Origin of the sequence: Dyadobacter tibetensis Y620-1 (genome assembly GCF_000566685.1) — a bacterium.
Lineage (GTDB): Bacteria > Bacteroidota > Bacteroidia > Cytophagales > Spirosomataceae > Dyadobacter > Dyadobacter tibetensis.
Map to the genome: position 1 here is coordinate 422,475 of NZ_AZQN01000002.1, position 17,328 is coordinate 439,802.

General features: G+C 44.8%; 15 protein-coding genes. 5 read left to right on the forward strand and 10 right to left on the reverse strand.

Features of this window, described 5'->3' with window-relative positions:
• Nucleotides 1–342: 342 nt before the first annotated feature.
• Entirely contained in the window at nucleotides 343–672 is a 330-nt protein-coding gene (locus tag X939_RS0105410) for a transmembrane 220 family protein (protein ID WP_025762246.1), read from the forward strand.
• Here the strand turns inward: X939_RS0105410 and X939_RS0105415 are convergent.
• Entirely contained in the window at nucleotides 669–1,436 is a 768-nt protein-coding gene (locus X939_RS0105415; protein WP_025762247.1) for a biotin--[acetyl-CoA-carboxylase] ligase, read from the reverse strand. The genes X939_RS0105410 and X939_RS0105415 overlap by 4 nt on opposite strands.
• A gap of 46 nt (nucleotides 1,437–1,482) precedes the next feature.
• Here X939_RS0105415 and rsfS point away from each other — a divergent pair, with 46 nt between their 5' ends.
• The 3 genes from rsfS to X939_RS0105430 all read left to right on the forward strand — a co-directional run bounded on the left by rsfS (nucleotide 1,483) and on the right by X939_RS0105430 (nucleotide 5,058).
• The gene (gene rsfS, locus X939_RS0105420) at nucleotides 1,483–1,866 is read left to right on the forward strand and encodes a ribosome silencing factor (protein ID WP_025762248.1); all 384 of its coding nucleotides are present in this window, start codon (nucleotides 1,483–1,485) and stop codon (nucleotides 1,864–1,866) included.
• 77 nt (nucleotides 1,867–1,943) lie between these two features.
• Nucleotides 1,944–4,013 carry an ATP-dependent zinc metalloprotease FtsH gene (ftsH, locus tag X939_RS0105425; RefSeq protein WP_025762249.1) on the forward strand — a complete coding sequence of 690 codons (2,070 nt, stop codon included), beginning with the start codon at nucleotides 1,944–1,946 and terminating at the stop codon, nucleotides 4,011–4,013.
• Between the two features lie 97 nt (nucleotides 4,014–4,110).
• On the forward strand, nucleotides 4,111–5,058 hold the full coding sequence (locus X939_RS0105430; protein WP_025762250.1) for an aldose 1-epimerase: 948 nt from the start codon (nucleotides 4,111–4,113) through the stop codon (nucleotides 5,056–5,058).
• Nucleotides 5,059–5,095: 37 nt separating this feature from the next.
• Here X939_RS0105430 and X939_RS0105435 read toward each other — a convergent pair whose 3' ends face one another.
• From X939_RS0105435 to X939_RS0105460, 6 genes are all read right to left on the reverse strand, one after another.
• Nucleotides 5,096–6,199 carry a nucleotidyltransferase family protein gene (locus tag X939_RS0105435; protein WP_025762251.1) on the reverse strand — a complete coding sequence of 368 codons (1,104 nt, stop codon included), beginning with the start codon at nucleotides 6,197–6,199 and terminating at the stop codon, nucleotides 5,096–5,098.
• A complete protein-coding gene (locus tag X939_RS0105440; RefSeq protein WP_025762252.1) occupies nucleotides 6,189–7,112 on the reverse strand; it encodes a phosphoenolpyruvate carboxykinase (ATP) in 924 nt (307 codons plus the stop codon). Before X939_RS0105440 ends, X939_RS0105435 begins: the two co-directional genes overlap by 11 nt.
• Before the next feature lie 20 nt (nucleotides 7,113–7,132).
• A complete protein-coding gene (locus X939_RS0105445; RefSeq protein WP_025762253.1) occupies nucleotides 7,133–7,573 on the reverse strand; it encodes a lasso peptide biosynthesis B2 protein in 441 nt (146 codons plus the stop codon).
• The gene (locus tag X939_RS0105450) at nucleotides 7,574–7,846 is read right to left on the reverse strand and encodes a PqqD family peptide modification chaperone (protein ID WP_025762254.1); all 273 of its coding nucleotides are present in this window, start codon (nucleotides 7,844–7,846) and stop codon (nucleotides 7,574–7,576) included.
• A gap of 62 nt (nucleotides 7,847–7,908) precedes the next feature.
• Entirely contained in the window at nucleotides 7,909–9,447 is a 1,539-nt protein-coding gene (amaB, locus tag X939_RS0105455; protein WP_044198645.1) for an L-piperidine-6-carboxylate dehydrogenase, read from the reverse strand.
• 80 nt (nucleotides 9,448–9,527) lie between these two features.
• Nucleotides 9,528–10,592, reverse strand: a complete 1,065-nt coding sequence (locus X939_RS0105460; RefSeq protein ID WP_025762256.1) for a saccharopine dehydrogenase family protein — start codon at nucleotides 10,590–10,592, stop codon at nucleotides 9,528–9,530.
• 114 nt (nucleotides 10,593–10,706) lie between these two features.
• On the opposite strand from X939_RS0105460, the gene X939_RS0105465 reads away from it, so the two are divergent.
• On the forward strand, nucleotides 10,707–11,954 hold the full coding sequence (locus tag X939_RS0105465; RefSeq protein WP_025762257.1) for a BaiN/RdsA family NAD(P)/FAD-dependent oxidoreductase: 1,248 nt from the start codon (nucleotides 10,707–10,709) through the stop codon (nucleotides 11,952–11,954).
• On the opposite strand, the gene uvrC is transcribed toward X939_RS0105465, so the two are convergent.
• From uvrC to X939_RS0105480, 3 genes are all read right to left on the reverse strand, one after another.
• Nucleotides 11,941–13,749, reverse strand: a complete 1,809-nt coding sequence (uvrC, locus tag X939_RS0105470; protein ID WP_025762258.1) for an excinuclease ABC subunit UvrC — start codon at nucleotides 13,747–13,749, stop codon at nucleotides 11,941–11,943. The two genes, X939_RS0105465 and uvrC, sit on opposite strands and share 14 nt — an antisense overlap.
• Before the next feature lie 68 nt (nucleotides 13,750–13,817).
• On the reverse strand, nucleotides 13,818–14,951 hold the full coding sequence (locus X939_RS0105475) for a glycerate kinase (protein WP_025762259.1): 1,134 nt from the start codon (nucleotides 14,949–14,951) through the stop codon (nucleotides 13,818–13,820).
• A gap of 75 nt (nucleotides 14,952–15,026) precedes the next feature.
• Nucleotides 15,027–17,327 carry a transglycosylase domain-containing protein gene (locus X939_RS0105480; RefSeq protein ID WP_025762260.1) on the reverse strand — a complete coding sequence of 767 codons (2,301 nt, stop codon included), beginning with the start codon at nucleotides 17,325–17,327 and terminating at the stop codon, nucleotides 15,027–15,029.
• Nucleotide 17,328: the final 1 nt, after the last annotated feature.

The window sequence follows — 17,328 nt, forward strand, 5'->3', positions numbered from 1 at the left end:
ACTAGGACGAAACTAACAAAGCTACCCCCTTACTAAATTCATCTGGTTTATTCTATTTAATTGGAATTCTAAAATTTCACCTATCACGCTTCGCAGTTGGCCAGGCATGGAAAAAGCTTTCCAAAAATTAGTATTACTCACATCATTTCCGATGAGTGTACCCATGCGAATTCATAAATCCCTACATCTTCCACAAGTTTTTCCATCCAACTAGAGGAAGTTATTCCCTGGCGTCGGCTCTTTTTCCAATTTGCAGGCTAGAACTTGACTACCTTTTTCAAAAAATATACTAAATTGTCGTATTTAACCTTTATATACTAATAACCCATTATATCAACCTTCATGAAAATACTTAAAATCGTATTGGGAATCGTTTTTCTCATCTTTTCCTATTTCCAAACCAATGACCCGGATGCCTCCATTTGGATTTTCATTTATAGTATTGCTGCGTTAGCCTGTTATATGAGTCTACGAGACTTATGGCCCAGCTGGGTTTTCTATGTACTCGCCGCTGGATATGTAGTCGGTGCTATCTTACAATGGCCTCCAGAATTCGAAGGAGTTTTCTGGGGAGAAACCCAGATGCGTTCCTTAAACATAGAGCTGGCAAGAGAGTCACTTGGGCTCGGCATTTGTGCGATTGGCATGGCGTTTCTGGGGCGCTGGGGTTAATTATCCCAGATCCATTCCACCTCTTTGAGGTCCAGTTCTAAGGGATGATTCGTACCCGTTTTGAGTAGTAGAAGATGTCCGTAGTCATTAATTCCGACTATTTGCCCCTGAAAGACTTTGTTGGCTATTCTAAAATTTCTAGTCTCATTCAATCCGAGCAAATTATCAAGATAATGCGCTCGGATTGTCCTAAACTCACCAGAAATTAAGACCGCATAATAGGCATTTAACTCTTTGATTATCATGTCAAGAGCCTCCTCCAAGCTCCATGTTTTTTTAGTTTCCAGGGCCAGGGAAGTGGCTCTTATTCCCTGAAATTCTAACTGATTTACGTTAAGACCAATCCCGGCTATACAACTAGAAATTCTATTGCCTTGTATACTATTCTCGATAAGTGTCCCGCAAATCTTTCTATCCTCTACATATACATCATTAGGCCATTTAATAGATGCAGGAAGACCTATGGTTTTCAGGAACTGTACCAGACCCAAGGCCACCATCTGGCTCAGCAGAAATTGCTGCATAATCGGAACATTTGCCGGAGTCAGAGCTAAGGAAAACATCAGATTAGATCCCTGCCGGGACTCCCAGGCCGTACCGCGCTGTCCACGCCCATTAGTCTGGTGGTCGGTAATGACAATGGCCCCCTCTTCGAAACCCTCTGCACGCACTAATTCGGCGGCTATGTCGTTTGTTGAGTGACAAGTTGGCAGATAAACAATTTTTTTACCAATAATTCCGGTGTTAGATATAGAATTGTACAATTTTTTTGGCTTATTTTAAGGTTTATAGAAAAGGGAATCCAATAGCATGAAAGAACGCAAAAATAAAGAAGTATCTTCAAAAGAACTCTCCGAGCTAGTAGCAAAGGGAATGGCCGAGAAAAAAGGCGTTGATATAAAGATAATGGACCTGAGGAAGGTCAAAAATTCATTCACTGATTTTTTTGTAATCTGTTCGGGTAATTCCGACACACAAATAGATGCCTTGGCCGATTCGGTGGAGGAAGAGGTGTACAAGGCGACAAAAATAGACCCATGGCAAAAAGAAGGTAAGGCTAATGGAGAATGGATACTCATTGATTATGTGGACGTGATTGCCCATATTTTCAATAAGGATCGTCGTGAGCATTACGATTTGGAAGAGCTTTGGGGCGATGCCATCGTAACGCATATGGAGGATTCCGTAGCATAATTCCCTTCATAAGGTGAACATTCGTAGAATGCTTCACGTTATACTTAATAATTCCTCTTATTTTATTCTTATAAAGAATGTCTGAAAACGAAAACAAACGGGGACCGCTGAATCCGAAGAACCCTCAGAAGGGGTATCAAGGATGGATTATAGCCGCCCTTATAGCGACCATACTCGGAATAACTTACTTAAGTCGTACATCCACCGTAAGACCAACTACCCAGAAGCGATTCGAGAAGATGATGACCGACAAAGAGGTGGATCGGGTAACGATTGTCAACGACAAGACCGTAGAAGTCAGTTTAAAGCCGGAGGCTCTTAAGCTGGATAAATATAAGGCCATCGCAAAGGAAAATACCTATTTTGGAAGTGAAGCACCGGCTCATTACCAGTTTCAGGTAACTTCTGCCGAAACTTTTAAAAAGGATCTGGATAAGATGCAGGAAGGAGTACCAGACCAGGACAAGGTCACCTTTGTGGTGGATACCCGTAACGACTGGACAAGCTTTTTGGGAACCTGGGGCTTCTTTATTGTGGTCATCCTGATCATGTATTTTGTTTTAGGCCGAATGTCAGGAGGCGTGGGACCTGGGGGACAGATATTTAATATTGGACGTTCAAAAGCCACCCTTTTTGATGCCGAAAACAAGGTTAAGATTACTTTTAACGATGTTGCCGGACTCGATGAGGCTAAGGAGGAAATCAAGGAGATTGTAGAATACCTTCAAAGTCCGGACAAGTTCAAGAAATTAGGAGCAAAAATACCTAAGGGTGCTTTACTCGTAGGGCCTCCGGGAACGGGTAAAACCCTTCTTGCCAAGGCAGTTGCCGGCGAAGCAGGTGTCCCCTTTTTCTCTCTGTCAGGATCTGACTTTGTGGAGATGTTCGTAGGGGTAGGTGCTGCGCGTGTGCGTGACTTGTTTAAACAAGCAAAAGAGAAAGCACCGTGTATCATCTTTATTGATGAAATTGATGCAGTAGGTCGCTCAAGGGGTCGTGGAGCAATGCCAGGTAGCAACGACGAGCGGGAAAACACCTTGAACTCCCTTTTGGTAGAGATGGATGGTTTCGGTTCTGACTCCGGTATTATTATCGTAGCAGCTACCAACCGTCCCGATGTATTGGATCCGGCACTCCTTCGTCCAGGTCGTTTCGATCGTCAGATCTCGGTAGATAAGCCTGATGTAATCGGTCGTGAGGCAATATTCAAGGTGCATTTGAAGCCCTTGAAATTGTCGGCAGATGTGGATATGCACCGACTCTCATCTCAGACTCCTGGTTTTGCAGGAGCAGAAATCGCCAACGTATGTAACGAAGCTGCTCTGATTGCAGCGCGGAGAAATCGTGACGAAGTTACCATGCAAGACTTCCAAGATGCCATGGACCGTGTAATCGGTGGTTTGGAAAAGAAAAATAAAATCATTTCTCCGGAAGAGAAAGAGATTGTTGCCTACCATGAAGCAGGTCATGCTGTAGCGGGATGGTTCCTGGAACATGCCGACCCATTGGTGAAGGTATCCATTGTTCCTCGGGGAGTTGCTGCTTTGGGTTATGCTCAATACCTGCCTCGGGAACAGTATCTTTACCGCACTGAACAGTTATTCGACGAAATGTGTATGACCCTCGGTGGCAGGGCGGCCGAACAGGTGGTCTTTGGCAAAATTTCCACTGGAGCCTTAAGTGATCTTGAAAGAGTGACGAAAGTAGCTTACAGCATGGTTACCATGTATGGAATGAACGAAAGGATTGGAAATATTTCTTTCTACGATTCTAAACAAAGTGACTATAACTTCACGAAACCCTACTCGGAATCGACCTCACAGGCTATCGATGAAGAGGTGCGGAAATTGGTGGACCAGGCTTATCAGTTTGTGATAAAACTACTTACCGACAAGCGAGATGCTCTGGAAGTATTGGCTAAGGAGCTTTTAGAAAAAGAAATTCTCTTCCAAAGTGATCTGGAAAAGCTTATAGGTAAGCGTCCTTTCGAAAGAGAAACCAGCTACCAGGCATATGTCAATCGCCGTTCCAATGAGGAGGCTGCTATTCATGAAGAAATCGTGAAGGAGCATCTGGATAAAGACGGAACTACAACTGAGGGAGATGCTGAAGTTCTGGCAGACACCAAAGACGGTTCTCCATCCTAGTCGAATGCCTAAAATCTAATAAAAACCGGTCTGTTTATGCAGTCCGGTTTTTATTTTTTACATTCGACTCCCAATCCTAAACACTAAAAAATACCTTATGTTATTTGAAATTACAAAGCAGCAATTTGGCGATCTTACCGAATATGTTGTTCAGGAAGCCTCAACAGGCAATCGCTTTTCCGTGGTACCTGAGCTGGGCGGCCTAGTGAGGCAGTTATCACTTCGGAAAGATGTTACATTATATTCCTTATTAAAAACACCTCCGACGCCTCAAAAACTTGCCGAAGATAGCCAGAGTGCCAGCGAGCTCTTATTCCCCTTCGCCAGCCGAATCCCCGATGGGTCTTATACATTTTTAGGAAAAAGCTACCAATTGGAACGTAATGAAAAGGGTGGAAAAAATGCTATACATGGACTCGTCCGGAAAAATAAATTCACCCTTCAGGAACAAAGTATAAAATCGGACTGCGCAGCAATCAGGTTGGCCTATGCAATTACTCCAACGCCAGGGTACCCTTTTGAAATTAAATTTGAGGTGACCTATAGCCTGGATCAGCAGGGGATCTTTCGTCTTCATTACGAGGCCTATAATCAAGGTACCAATGCGGCACCCGCCATGTTTGGCTGGCATCCTTATTTCGATTTAGGAAATGAAGAAGTAGATGCCTGGAAAATTAGAATACCTTCTCAAACGATTGTAACCTTTGATGGGAATATGATTCCAACAGGTACTGCCCCATATCACCACCAAGGACCCTTTTCTCTATTTAGGAAAGAATTGGACAACTGCTTTATTGTAGAAGCCGATGGTCATTCGGCTGTCACTGAACTCATTTCAGAGAATCAGGATGTTACCCTGCAAATCAGGCAGGAGATTGGGGACGGAAAATTTAATTATCTGGTAATTTACACTCCTCCTGCCAGAGACTGTGTGGCCATAGAACCACTTACGGCCAATGTAAATGCATTCAATAATGGAGAAGGACTGAACCTGGTGAGCCCCGGCAAATCAGTTTCTGGAATAATAGAACTTAAACTGTATTAATATATTGGCAGCAAGAATCGGTAAGTCTGCCAATGGGCTACCGATTCTTGCGGTAATATCCGGCCTTCCTGAGTAGTAGGGGGATCTCCAAAAAATAGCTCAGATGCGACCAAATTACTTTACACTTAAATTTCCACCCGTCTCTGGCCGCTATTCCTCTCATCAGATATGGCAAGGTCGAGTTACTACTAGCGGCAGGCATCTCTTCCCATATGGATATTATTTTTCCTGCTTCGCCGGTCTCTTCTAACCTAAGAACCTCCGGAAGAGAGAAGTTAAATTCATACCCCAGTTCGATCAGCAGGTTAAAACTATCCTGAACCAGTTGAAATATTCCTTTTTTCCTGGCCAGACGGTAAACCAGTCTCCAATCGGTAGAGGCTCCATAAAGGTTCATATAGGCACACAAATCGGCGATATATTTCAATTTATGCCAGGACTCTTTTCCTGAATGATGGACAATAAGTAATAATAATTGGTATTCATTTATAAAGCCATTGACCTCCTTATTTCGGATAAGCGAGATGGAGCCGTATTCGGCCCATTCCCTGGCAGGAAAGTCAAAGGCTAGCCTGGGATAAGCAGTTCTCCAGTGAAGTTCAAGTACCAAAGCCTGGTTACCATAGTCTTTGAGCAGCGGGATATGATAATCTGTCCGCATAAATCGAGGGTAAGACGCTTTGTCATTCAGCAAGTACTGGCGGTAATGGTCAGGTATATATCCCCCTTCTTCTCTTAATACCTCCAAACTTTTAAGGATATCCCGATCGGCTACTAAAATATCAATATCGCCAAACTCGCGCATACCAATATTCTGGTACAACCATTCAGCCCAGAAACTTCCTTTATAGGCATAACATTCAATATCATTTTGAGCTAACATTTCCTTCAACTGCGTTAGCTCGTTGGCCAAAATGAGATTATAGAACGACAATTCTCTACAACCTTCTACTAACTCCGTTATGAATGGTAGTGTGATCAGATATTTTTCAGCGAAAGCTAGAAGTTGCGGCCGGAGGCCGTGCCATTGGGCTAGACGGTACAATCGTTCGAAATCAAGGGTACCAAGATTTCCAGAATAGGGCTGATTAAAAGAAACGGATAATAAAAAATCCACTTCTGGGCTTCTCTTATATTTCACGGCTCTCCATTACGTTAAGGTTTACCTGGGCCACCCAATCTTCTAAGGCGCTAAATGACTTGTCGCGTCGCTTGCGCCATAGAGCCGCATGTCGGGAAATCAGAAAGCTTTGGGAAAAATGATCCTTCAAGGCATCGTTTTGCACGAGTGAAAGTGGTAGGGGGAAGTGCTTCAATAATTCGACGGGAATACTTGCAGCAGAAAGTCCATCCATATAGGGTCTGTTTCGCGCTTTATGTAAGAAGAACACACGCTTTAAAGGCAACGGATCATGTTGAAAGCCTTCTTTAGGCTGGAATGAAAACTTATTGACCCCCTCACTCACCGGAGCGAGATTCTTGCTATCGTAATTTAGGCCATGGACCGTTGTCTCCCAGATTTTAAGCTGCGGATAGGCGGGGATAATCCAAGGTTGCCCCCTATCATCAAATTGAATGGCGGTCAGATCATCGCTTAGAAGGGGGCTTCCTGCTTTGATGAAGGCAGCAGCTGTGGTGGATTTCCCGGCTCCAGGCTGCCCCATAAAACACCAGGCCTCATCTCCTACTTGCACCGAACTTGCATGTAAGAGGAATAATCCTCTCTGAAACAAAATCAGTCCAAGGGCCTCACTCACGGTGAATAGACTGATAATATTTTCATCGTCTACCAAGGGTTCTACGCCTAAGGTGTGGCCCCCCATGGCTTGGAAGTTAGCAACGCCTTGCCAGTGTAAAATCAAGTCTCCCTGCTCGTTTATTCCAAAGTCTGCCCGAACCCCTCTACGATGGATATTGGTTTTCTTAAGTTTAGGAAGAGAAATCGTAGTCAAAACTACCTTCAAATCTGGCTTTTCAGTAGATTCCCCTATGCTTAGCTCTGGTAGAGGAATCTGCGCTCGTATGGACAATCCGTAAGCCTTATAGTAGGTCATATCAATGCTTAAAAATGTAATTACTCCCAGGACCAGAGTCGCTGGTAAGTAATTTGTTCGTTCCAGTCTCCAATGATGATTTTTCCGTCCCTTTCCACCCAGGCATGGGCTTCAAATGAATCAATACGACCTATCTCAACGCCAATTTCCAGGGTCAAATCGGGCTCATTCCGTAACAGATATTTTACGGCCAGGGCACGGGGTAGGCAGAGTAACGTAAATGGTAGAAAATCGGCCATTCTATTAACCGATAGCGCTACCTGATTCATTTGCACTTCCGAGAAACGCTGGCTTCCAGCCCGCTTGGTCAAGCGAGCAAAGATTCTTCTAAAAGTATGAAAGGGTAATATTAACAGACCCAATTTGATACAGGTAAGAGTAGCGAACGCCTTAAGAAGATACTTCCTTTCAAAAGAAGGTGTCTGATTCCACTTTCGGCGATATTGCTGTATCTGACCCATCTACTTATCTTCCGCTGTCTCCACCAGGTTCTCTGTTATCAAAGATTGAAGCAGCCCATCCAGATCGGCCTGTGCGGTGGCCTGATCCACGTCATATTGTTTCATCACCTCATCACACAGGGTTTCCAAAGTTTGAGGTCCTTTTTCCAGAAGATCCCACACCAACCCGCCTACCTCATCCAGGCCGTAATAGGCACCTTTTTTATGATTTAGAATTACCGTTTCTCCGGCTACCTTAGAGGCCACTTGATTTGAAGTTAACTTATATTTCATGAATCGTCTTTTGCGTTAGTGTATGCTCAACCAAAGGATGCAAAGTTAGGAATAAAATCCACTCACTCAAGATCAAATTTGATGCCCTGGGCCAAAGGCAGACCATGGCCGTAATTAATAGTGTTGGTCTGTCGCCGCATATACGCTTTCCAGGCATCAGAACCCGATTCGCGACCACCCCCCGTTTCTTTTTCTCCTCCAAAGGCCCCACCTATTTCGGCGCCAGAGGTACCAATATTGACATTGGCAATGCCACAGTCGGAACCTGCCGCCGATAAAAACTGCTCGGCTTCCCGCATGTTTAGCGTGAATATGGAAGAAGAAAGGCCTTGGGGTACCTCATTTTGAATGGCTATTGCTTCGTTTAAATCAGTATATTGCATCAGGTACAATATGGGGGCAAAGGTCTCCTGATGGACTATTTCCAAGTTATGCTCTACCTCAACGATGCATGGGCGTACATAACACCCCGAACTATAAGGATCTCCCTTCAATACTTCAGGTTCCACCAGAAACTTTTGCTGTTTTTGCCGTAGTACATCTACAGTCGACTGATACTGGTCTACTGCAGCTTTATCAATCAAGGGACCCACGTGAATATGCTCATCCAAAGGATTTCCTATCTTCAACTGGCTATAAGCCTTCACTAGCTGCGTTTTAAGAATTTCATATATACTCTCATGGGCAATCACCCTTCTGGTGCTGGTACAACGCTGTCCTGCTGTTCCTACCGCACCAAAAACGATGCCGGGAACGGCCACACTAAAATCGGCTCCTGGAGTGACAATTATTGCGTTATTCCCCCCCAGTTCCAGCAAACACTTTCCGAGTCGCTGGCCTACCTGCTCGGCAACGGAGCGCCCCATCCGGGTGCTTCCAGTAGCCGATAAAAGATTTATCTTCGGATCCTGGGCCATGAGTTCGCCAATCTCCCTTTCCCCACAAACCAAACCTACCACTCCCTCTGGAATATCATTATGCGCAAAAACCCGCTTAATAATATGCTGGCAGGCTAGTGCTGTAAGCGGAGTCTTTTCGCTGGGCTTCCAAACACATACATTTCCACATACAAGGGCAATCATGGCATTCCAAGACCATACCGCCACTGGGAAATTGAATGCAGAAATAATTCCTACTGTTCCCAGGGGATGCCACTGCTCATACATCCTGTGGTTCGGACGCTCACTATGCATGGTTTTCCCATACAACTGGCGACTAAGTCCTACTGAGAAATCACAAATGTCAATCATTTCCTGAACCTCTCCCATGCCTTCCTGCAGGCTCTTCCCCATTTCGTAGCTCACCAGTGTCCCCAGCTCGGTTTTGTACTCACGCAAAGCATGACCAATCTGCCTTACTATCTCTCCTCTGATCGGGGCAGGCTTTGCTCGCCACACCTTAAATGCGGATTGGGAGCAGTCTATTACCCGGCGGTAGTCCTCAGCAGAAGCCATTGTCACCTGGGCAATTTCACTGCCATCGACTGGCGACCAGGAGATCACATGTTTACCTTTCCCTTCCCAGAAATCCTGACCTGTGCTTACACCAGGGTTAATATCTTGAATCTGCAACCTTTTTAATATCCCTTTTATATCCTTCATGATCATATTCTTTAGTATAAAATCAATAACTATTATTTTCCTTCATCCAAATTCCAGACCAGGAAGTTTCCACCCCGGATTCAGGTAGTATATTTCTTAAAAAAAGCCCCGTTGGTAGTCTTCAAAAAGTCGTCTAAACCAATATCTTCCTGCCTGATAAATCCTGTTTGAGGCAAGGTACCTTGAGCAACCATCTCCACAACGGCGGCGATTGAGGCTGCGGTGGTCCAGGAAATTGCTCTCCAGTGCTGCCCATCAATTTCGATGGGATGGTAGGCCTGGTAAAATTCCTCCCTTTCAAGGCGATCGTCCTTCCAGCCTTCTACCACCGCATAAACGTATACGACATCCTGTTGTACCGGAGGTTTCGCCTCAGTCAAAATTTTCTCAATCAGTTCCCGGTCATTTTTTAATAATAATTCATACAGCATAAAACGCATCAGTCTGCAATGGCCCGGATACCTGATCGTCTTATAGTTCAGGGTATCCACCCTGCCCTCAAAAGTTTCACACATTGTTCCCAGCCCACCGGAGGTACTAAAAGCTTCAAACTCCTGCCCCTCAATATTAATCATTTCTATCCCTTCCAATGAGGGTACCAGCTTTTTAACGCCGTTATGTATCACCTCCGCATCATTGATATATTCGTTTACCACTCCTGCTGGCGACCAGGTAAATGAATACCCCATAAGGCCATTGGGGTAGCGCGGCAGAGCCCCTACCCGAAGCTCTATGTCTCTGAGCTTCGTAAATTTAGCGGCCAAGTCGGTTCCAACAATTCCAATGAATCCCGGAGCCAGTCCACATTGCGGAACCATCACTCCCCTACTGCTTCGGGCCATTTCCCTGATAGCGGAGGTGGTGTCCACATCTTCCGTCAAATCGAAATAGTGGATCCCTTTTTCATGGGCACTTTTTGCAATAGGCAGATTTAAATTATAGGGCATACAAGACACTACCGCATCTTTTCCTTCCATCACCTCCTCCAAAAAATCCGGATGCGTAATATCGCCGAGCAGGATTTCGAAACCCAGGGGTCTGGGTGGCATATGCCTGTCTATACCGGTTACCTTAAACTGATGGGATAGTAAGGTTCCTACTAATGACCCTACCTTTCCCATTCCAATAACAAGAATATTTTTCATGAATTATCGAAGTAAAAATGATACAATAGTGCGACTTTGAGTAAGTTAGAAAAAGAAATTGCAGATATCCAGAAGTTCCAGCCATTTTTACAAAGTTTTTTATTGAATCGATCTATGCATATTGTTATTATTGGAGGGGGAGCATCGGGATTTATGGCCGCTATCACTGCTGCCGATCATTTTCCTGAAGCGCATATTACCATTATAGAAAAAAACAAAACGGTACTTAATAAAGTAAGGGTATCAGGAGGTGGGCGCTGCAATGTCACCCACAGTCCAGCAGACCTTAAGAGTTTCCCTAAACAATACCCTAGAGGAGAAAAATTTCTTCGGAAGCTATTTAGTCAATTTGATGCCAAGGATACTGTAAAATGGTTTGAGCGCCATGGCGTCTCTTTAAAAACTGAAGAAGATGGTCGGATGTTTCCAGTAACCGACTCCTCACAAACTATTACTGAATGTCTTACACGAATGGCGCGGAGCAGGGGCATTAACATCCGAACCAGCACAGCAGTCATTTCATTTCAATATTCGAGACTGGACGGAGATTCGCTTTTTGAAATAAGTACCCTCGATGGAGAACGGCTTATTGCCAATCGACTGTTGATTGCTGCCGGAGGCCATCCAAAGGCCAGTGGATTCGACTGGATAACCGGCCATGGACACACTATTGCGGAACCTATTCCTTCCTTATTTACTTTCAACAGCCCCGATAACCCTCTATTGGAACTGGCTGGAGTATCCGTAAAAAACTGTGAAGTAAAAATTATAGGCAGCAAGTTAGCTTATAAGGGCCCCTTATTGATTACCCATTGGGGGTTTAGCGGCCCTGCGGTTCTCAAACTATCGGCATGGGGAGCCCGATATCTCTCAGACCTAGGCTATCGGTTTGTGTGTAAGATCAATTGGCTGCCTGAGCATCAGGAGCAGACCCTTCGGGACGCATTTATCACCGAAAAAAAGATTGCCCCTAAGCAACAGATTGCCTCGCACGCCAAATGGGGCATCCCCTCTCGATTATGGAAGGCGTTCTGTCAGGAAGCGGAAATTAGCGATACCTTAAGATGGGGAGATGTCAGTAACAAAGCAATGAACAGATTGGTAGAAATGTTAACCAATTCGCAATATGATATTTCTGGAAAGACCACCTTTAAAGAGGAATTTGTTACCTGTGGAGGCATTAACCTTAATGAAGTTAACCCCACCACTTTGGAGAGCTTGCTCCTTCCAGGCCTGTTCTTCTCAGGTGAAGTCCTTAATATCGACGGCATAACCGGAGGATTTAATTTTCAAAATGCCTGGACCACGGGCAATATTGCAGGTAAAAACATAGGAGCTCCGCCTACATCTACCCTTTCATAGAATCGAAATGCCTCAATAGTTTACCCGCCAATGCTGGGCCTACCACCTCTGTAAGCTTTTCGGCCGGGCTCTCTTTGATCGCTTTTACCGTACCGAAATATTTTAACAGTTTCGTCGCTGTGACCTTACCTACACCCTCAATTCCTTCTAGTTCACTAATCAGGCTTCCTTTACTTCGCTTATCACGATGATGGGTAATGCCAAAACGGTGTGCTTCGTCACGTAACTGCTGAATAAGTTTTAAAGATTCGGAGCGCTTATCAATATATAAAGGGACAGAATCTTCGGGGAAATAGATTTCTTCGAGTCGCTTGGCAATTCCCACAATTGGTACCTGACCATAGATCCCCAATTGTTTCAGGGCATCACAGGCAGCACTTAGTTGCCCCTTTCCCCCATCGACAATGATAAGGTCGGGCAAGGGTTGATTCTCAGCAATGAGTCGCAGATATCTTCTACCTACTACCTCATTCATAGATGCGAAATCATTGGGGCCTACTACCGTTTTGATATTAAAATGTCGGTAATCTTTTTTGGAGGGCTTACCGTCTTTGAAACAGACCATGGCTCCTACCGGGTTGGTACCCTGTGTGTTCGAATTATCAAAGCATTCGATATGTCGGGGAAGTGTTTTCAGCTGCAGGTCGGTTTTGAGCCTAATCAGTACCCGATCTTTTCTGGATGTAGTAGCTGATGCTTCTATTTCCCTACGCTCTGCTTTCTCCCGTCTGAAGTACATCACATTCTTCATAGACATATCCAGAAGTTTTTTCTTGTCGCCGATCTGAGGTATTATCACCTCAGGCTTCATACTCAGTTCGGGTTTTAAATTGGAAAGTACTTCCTTTGATTCGCTGCCATATTTTTCTCGCATTTCAATTAACATCATTTCCAGAATCTCCATATCGGGCTCATTGAGTTTCTTTTTCACCTCAAAAGTTTGCGTCGCCACGGTATAGCCATCTTTCACTTTCATAAAATTCAGATAGGCCGCATCTTCATCCGAAACGATGGTAAGAACATCCACATTTCCGATCTTAGGATTCACCACTGTGGCTCTACTTTGGAAGTTAGCGAGGTGCTCCAATTTAGTTTTCCAGGAATGAGCCTCTTCAAAAGCCATGGATTCGGAGGCTTTTAGCATTTTATCCTTGAAGTATTGCTGTGGTAAGGATAGATTACCTTTGAGAATATGATGTATCTGCTCTATCTCCACCCTATAGTCTTCTGGAGATTGTAAGTTTTCACACGGCCCCTTGCAATTGCCAATATGATATTCCAGACATACCTTAAATTTACCTGCTTCAATATTGGGAGGAGTAAGCGCCAGCTGGCAGGAGCGGATGGTATAGAGCGATCGAAACATGTCCAGTAGCGTATGCATGGTGCGCAGACTCGCAAATGGACCATAATAGGTTCCCTTGCGCCGATCTACATTCCGGGTGACATATACCTGAGGGAACAGCTCATTTGTGACACAAATAAAGGGATATGTTTTGTCGTCCTTTAAAAGAATATTGAACTTGGGCTGCAACTGTTTGATAAGTTGATTTTCCAATAAAAGTGCGTCCCATTCACTGGGCACGATCATAAACTCAAGGCGACGAATCTGGGAAACCAGACGTTTGGTTTTGCGGTCGTGCTGATTAGATTTTAAAAAATAACTGGAAACCCGATTTTTTAAATTTTTCGCTTTCCCAACATAAATCACCTCCCCTTTTTCATCAAAGTATCGATATACCCCGGGCTCTTGAGGTATTTTAGCTATCTCTTCTTTATAGTTAAATGCTGACACGTATTAAAAATACTTTTAAACAGTGGTAAACTGCGAAATAAGACAATAAAAGCGGCAATTATACCCTTCTATCTAGCTATAGAAAACAACCGGACCAGCTGAATAGTTGCATTCGTAAGCAGGTCTGATGCTTCGGATAGTGCAGTATCCAGATCCATTGGCTTATCCAGGATAGAACTGGCATATGTAATACCTGCGGTTTCCAATTCCTCTGCAGAAATAGAAAGACTCCCACACAGAACTGCAAGCGGTACCTGATTGCGGTTACAGAGATTCGCCAATCCTTTAACGACTTTGCCCTGCAGGGTCTGCTGATCCACTCTGCCCTCCCCGGTAATAACCAGGTCGGCCGATTGGATCAAATTTTCTAAATTAGAAAGTTCCATTATAACTTTCACCCCTTCCTGCAATTCACCACCCAGGAACCATTGACAGCCGGCTCCTAAACCTCCAGCGGCTCCCGAACCAGGTTTTTGGTGTATATCCATATGAAATACTTCTTTCGCCAAATTACTGATCCTTTCAAGACCCTGTTCCAAAAGGGGGATCATCTCTGGACTAGCCCCTTTCTGAGGGCCGTATACCGCTGCAGCTCCTTCCTGGCCTAAGAGCGGATTAGTTACGTCACAGGCTACAACCACCTTGCACTGTTGTAGTTGAGGAAGTACCATTGAAGTATCGATTTTAGATATGTTACGCATCATACCGCCTATGGGCAAAACCTCCACATCCTGATCGTCATAAAAGCGATAACCCAGGGCAGCAGCCATGCCGATTCCGGCATCGGTAGTGGCGCTACCTCCAATTCCTAGTACAATTTTTTTCGCCCCTTTCAGAAGGGCATCTTGGATTATCTGGCCCGTACCGAAAGTACTGGTCAGCAAGGGATTATATTCATTTCGGGACAGAAGGTGGAGACCAGAGGCAGCTGCCATTTCAATAAAGGCGGTTTCCTGCTCTTTAGAATAGCCATACTCCGCCTCAATAATACGATCTAAGGGGTCCCGAACCGATACCTTTTGGATGGTACCTTTACTAGCCTCTGTCATAATCTGCATGGTTCCCTCGCCCCCATCAGCCATGGGAACAGCATGGATAATCGTTTCAGGATTTACCCAACGAATGCCTGTGGATATGGCCTCTATCACTTCGAAGGTAGATAATGAACCTTTGAATTTATCGGGTGCTACTATAATATTCATAACAACAGCTGAAATAATATACGCTTTAAAATTAAAGGGGGATACAAGTCTGTACCCCCCCTTATTCCGCTCTAATTAGAATAGAACCCCTTCATCATCGGATCGCGATGGAGGAGTATAAGTATCTGAACTATCCATATCAATATTGCCGCAGTCCAGCTCATAATTTTCAGGTTTGATAAAAGGACCTTTTCTGTATTGTTGCAGGGTCTCGTCCTGATAAACCTTTTTCATGTAGATCCCCCAGGCGGGTAAGGCCATGCGGCCACCTTGCCCAAAAGCAATGGTCCGGAAATGGACACTTCGATCCTCGGCACCCACCCATACCCCTGTCACCAGGTTTTGTGTCATCCCCATAAACCATCCATCTGAATAGTTGGAGGTGGTACCAGTTTTGGCGGCGATTTCATTGCCCTCCGTAACTCCATACTGACGTAACCGCTGGGAAGTTCCTCCAGGATCTTCTACAGATCCACGCATCAAATACAGCATATTGTATGCCATATTGGCACTAATTTCCTGGTTTTGCTTAGGATAAAATTCCTGAAGCAGGTTTCCATATCGATCCTCGATCCGAAGAATGGTCATGGGCTCTACTTTATGTCCTCCATTGGCGAAGGCTGAATAGGCAGACACCATGTCGTGAACCGACACTTCACTTATACCCAGGGCCAAAGAGGGCACTTCCTGCAGCTCACTGGTGATCCCCAGCTTATGAGCATACTCGACTACAGCCTTTGGCTTTACCATTTTCATGATTTGAGCACTAATGGTATTAACCGACTTTCCAAGGGCCTGGCGTAATGTGAGGCTTTGGTATGAATACTTCATATTGGCGTTTTTGGGCGACCAGCCTCCTGGCACACCGTCACTCGGACCGAAATATACCGGCTGATCGGTCAAACGGCTACAAGGAGTAAGAAAATTCTTATCCAAAGCCGTTAGATAAACAAAGGGTTTGAAGGTGGAACCTGGCTGCCTTGTCCCCTGCTTAACATGATCGTACTTCATATATTTGAAGTTGATTCCTCCCACCCATGCTTTAATTTTACCATTTCGAGGATCCATCGACATCATACCGATATGTAAGAGTTTTTTGTAGTGCTTGATGGAATCAATGGGCGACATCGTAACCGTCTTTTCCCCATCCCAGGTAAAGATCTTCATTTTCCTGGGTGTTTTCATTACCTTCCAGGCCTGTTCTTCACCCAGGTCTCGTTTCAAGGAAATAAAGTGTCCGGACATGCGTACAGCCCGATCTATAAATCCGGTCAGCTCTCGACCACTGTCATCGCGCCAGGGATCTCCTTTCCCTTTCCAGTGCTCGTCGAAAAGCTTTTGCTGGGTGCGCATATGCTCTTCTACGGCTTCTTCCTGATATTGCTGCATTCGGGAATCGATGCTGGTGTAAATTCTTAGTCCAGAAGTATACAAGTCCAGGTCCATGCCGTGCTCCTCGTTATACAACTTTACCCAACTTTTGAGGTAGCCCCGCATTGATTCACGGAAATAAGGTGCCAGACCGGTGTTATGGCTATCGACGGTAAAGTCCATGCCCAAAGGCAGCTTCTGTAATTTGACCATCTCCTCACGAGGCAAATAGTCGTATTTATTCATCTGAGCTAACACCGTATTTCTTCTATTCAAGGCATTAGTAGGGAATCGTAAGGGATTGTATAGGGTAGGATTTTGTAGCATCCCCACCAGTAAGGCCGACTCTCTTACCGTCAGGTCGGAGGCCTCCTTGTTAAAATAGGTTTTTGCTGCTACTTTAATACCATAGGTGTTATTGCCAAAGGATACCGTATTCAGGTACATTTGCATGATCTCCTGCTTGGTATATTTTCTTTCGAGTATGACGGCCAGTATCCATTCTTTGGTCTTGGCAATCACGATCCGTACCCCGGGAATATGGCCTAATACACCACGATACTCTTCTGAGCGGGTATTAAAAAGGTTTTTGGCCACCTGCTGGGTAAGGGTACTTCCCCCACCAGAGCTGGAGTTTCCAGATACCACTCCTTTGGCTACCCTGATCAGACTTCTCGCATCTATTCCGGAATGGTTTACAAACCGGGCGTCTTCGGTGGCTACCAGTGCATGGATCAGATTGGGAGACACTTGCCCAATTTCAATTTGGGTACGATTCTCATAAAAGTATTTCCCCAAGGATTTTCCATCTTCGGAAATGAGTTCGGAGGCTAATTCACTCCTTGGGTTTTCCAGGGTTTTAAGATCGGGCATACCACCGAACAGCCAGAAAAGGTTGAAGCTAACGGCTGTGACATATAAAATCATTAAGCCCAGGCCTATTATGGCAGACCACCATAAGTTTACAATACGTCGACGGTATTTTCCTGGTTGGAATTCAATCATA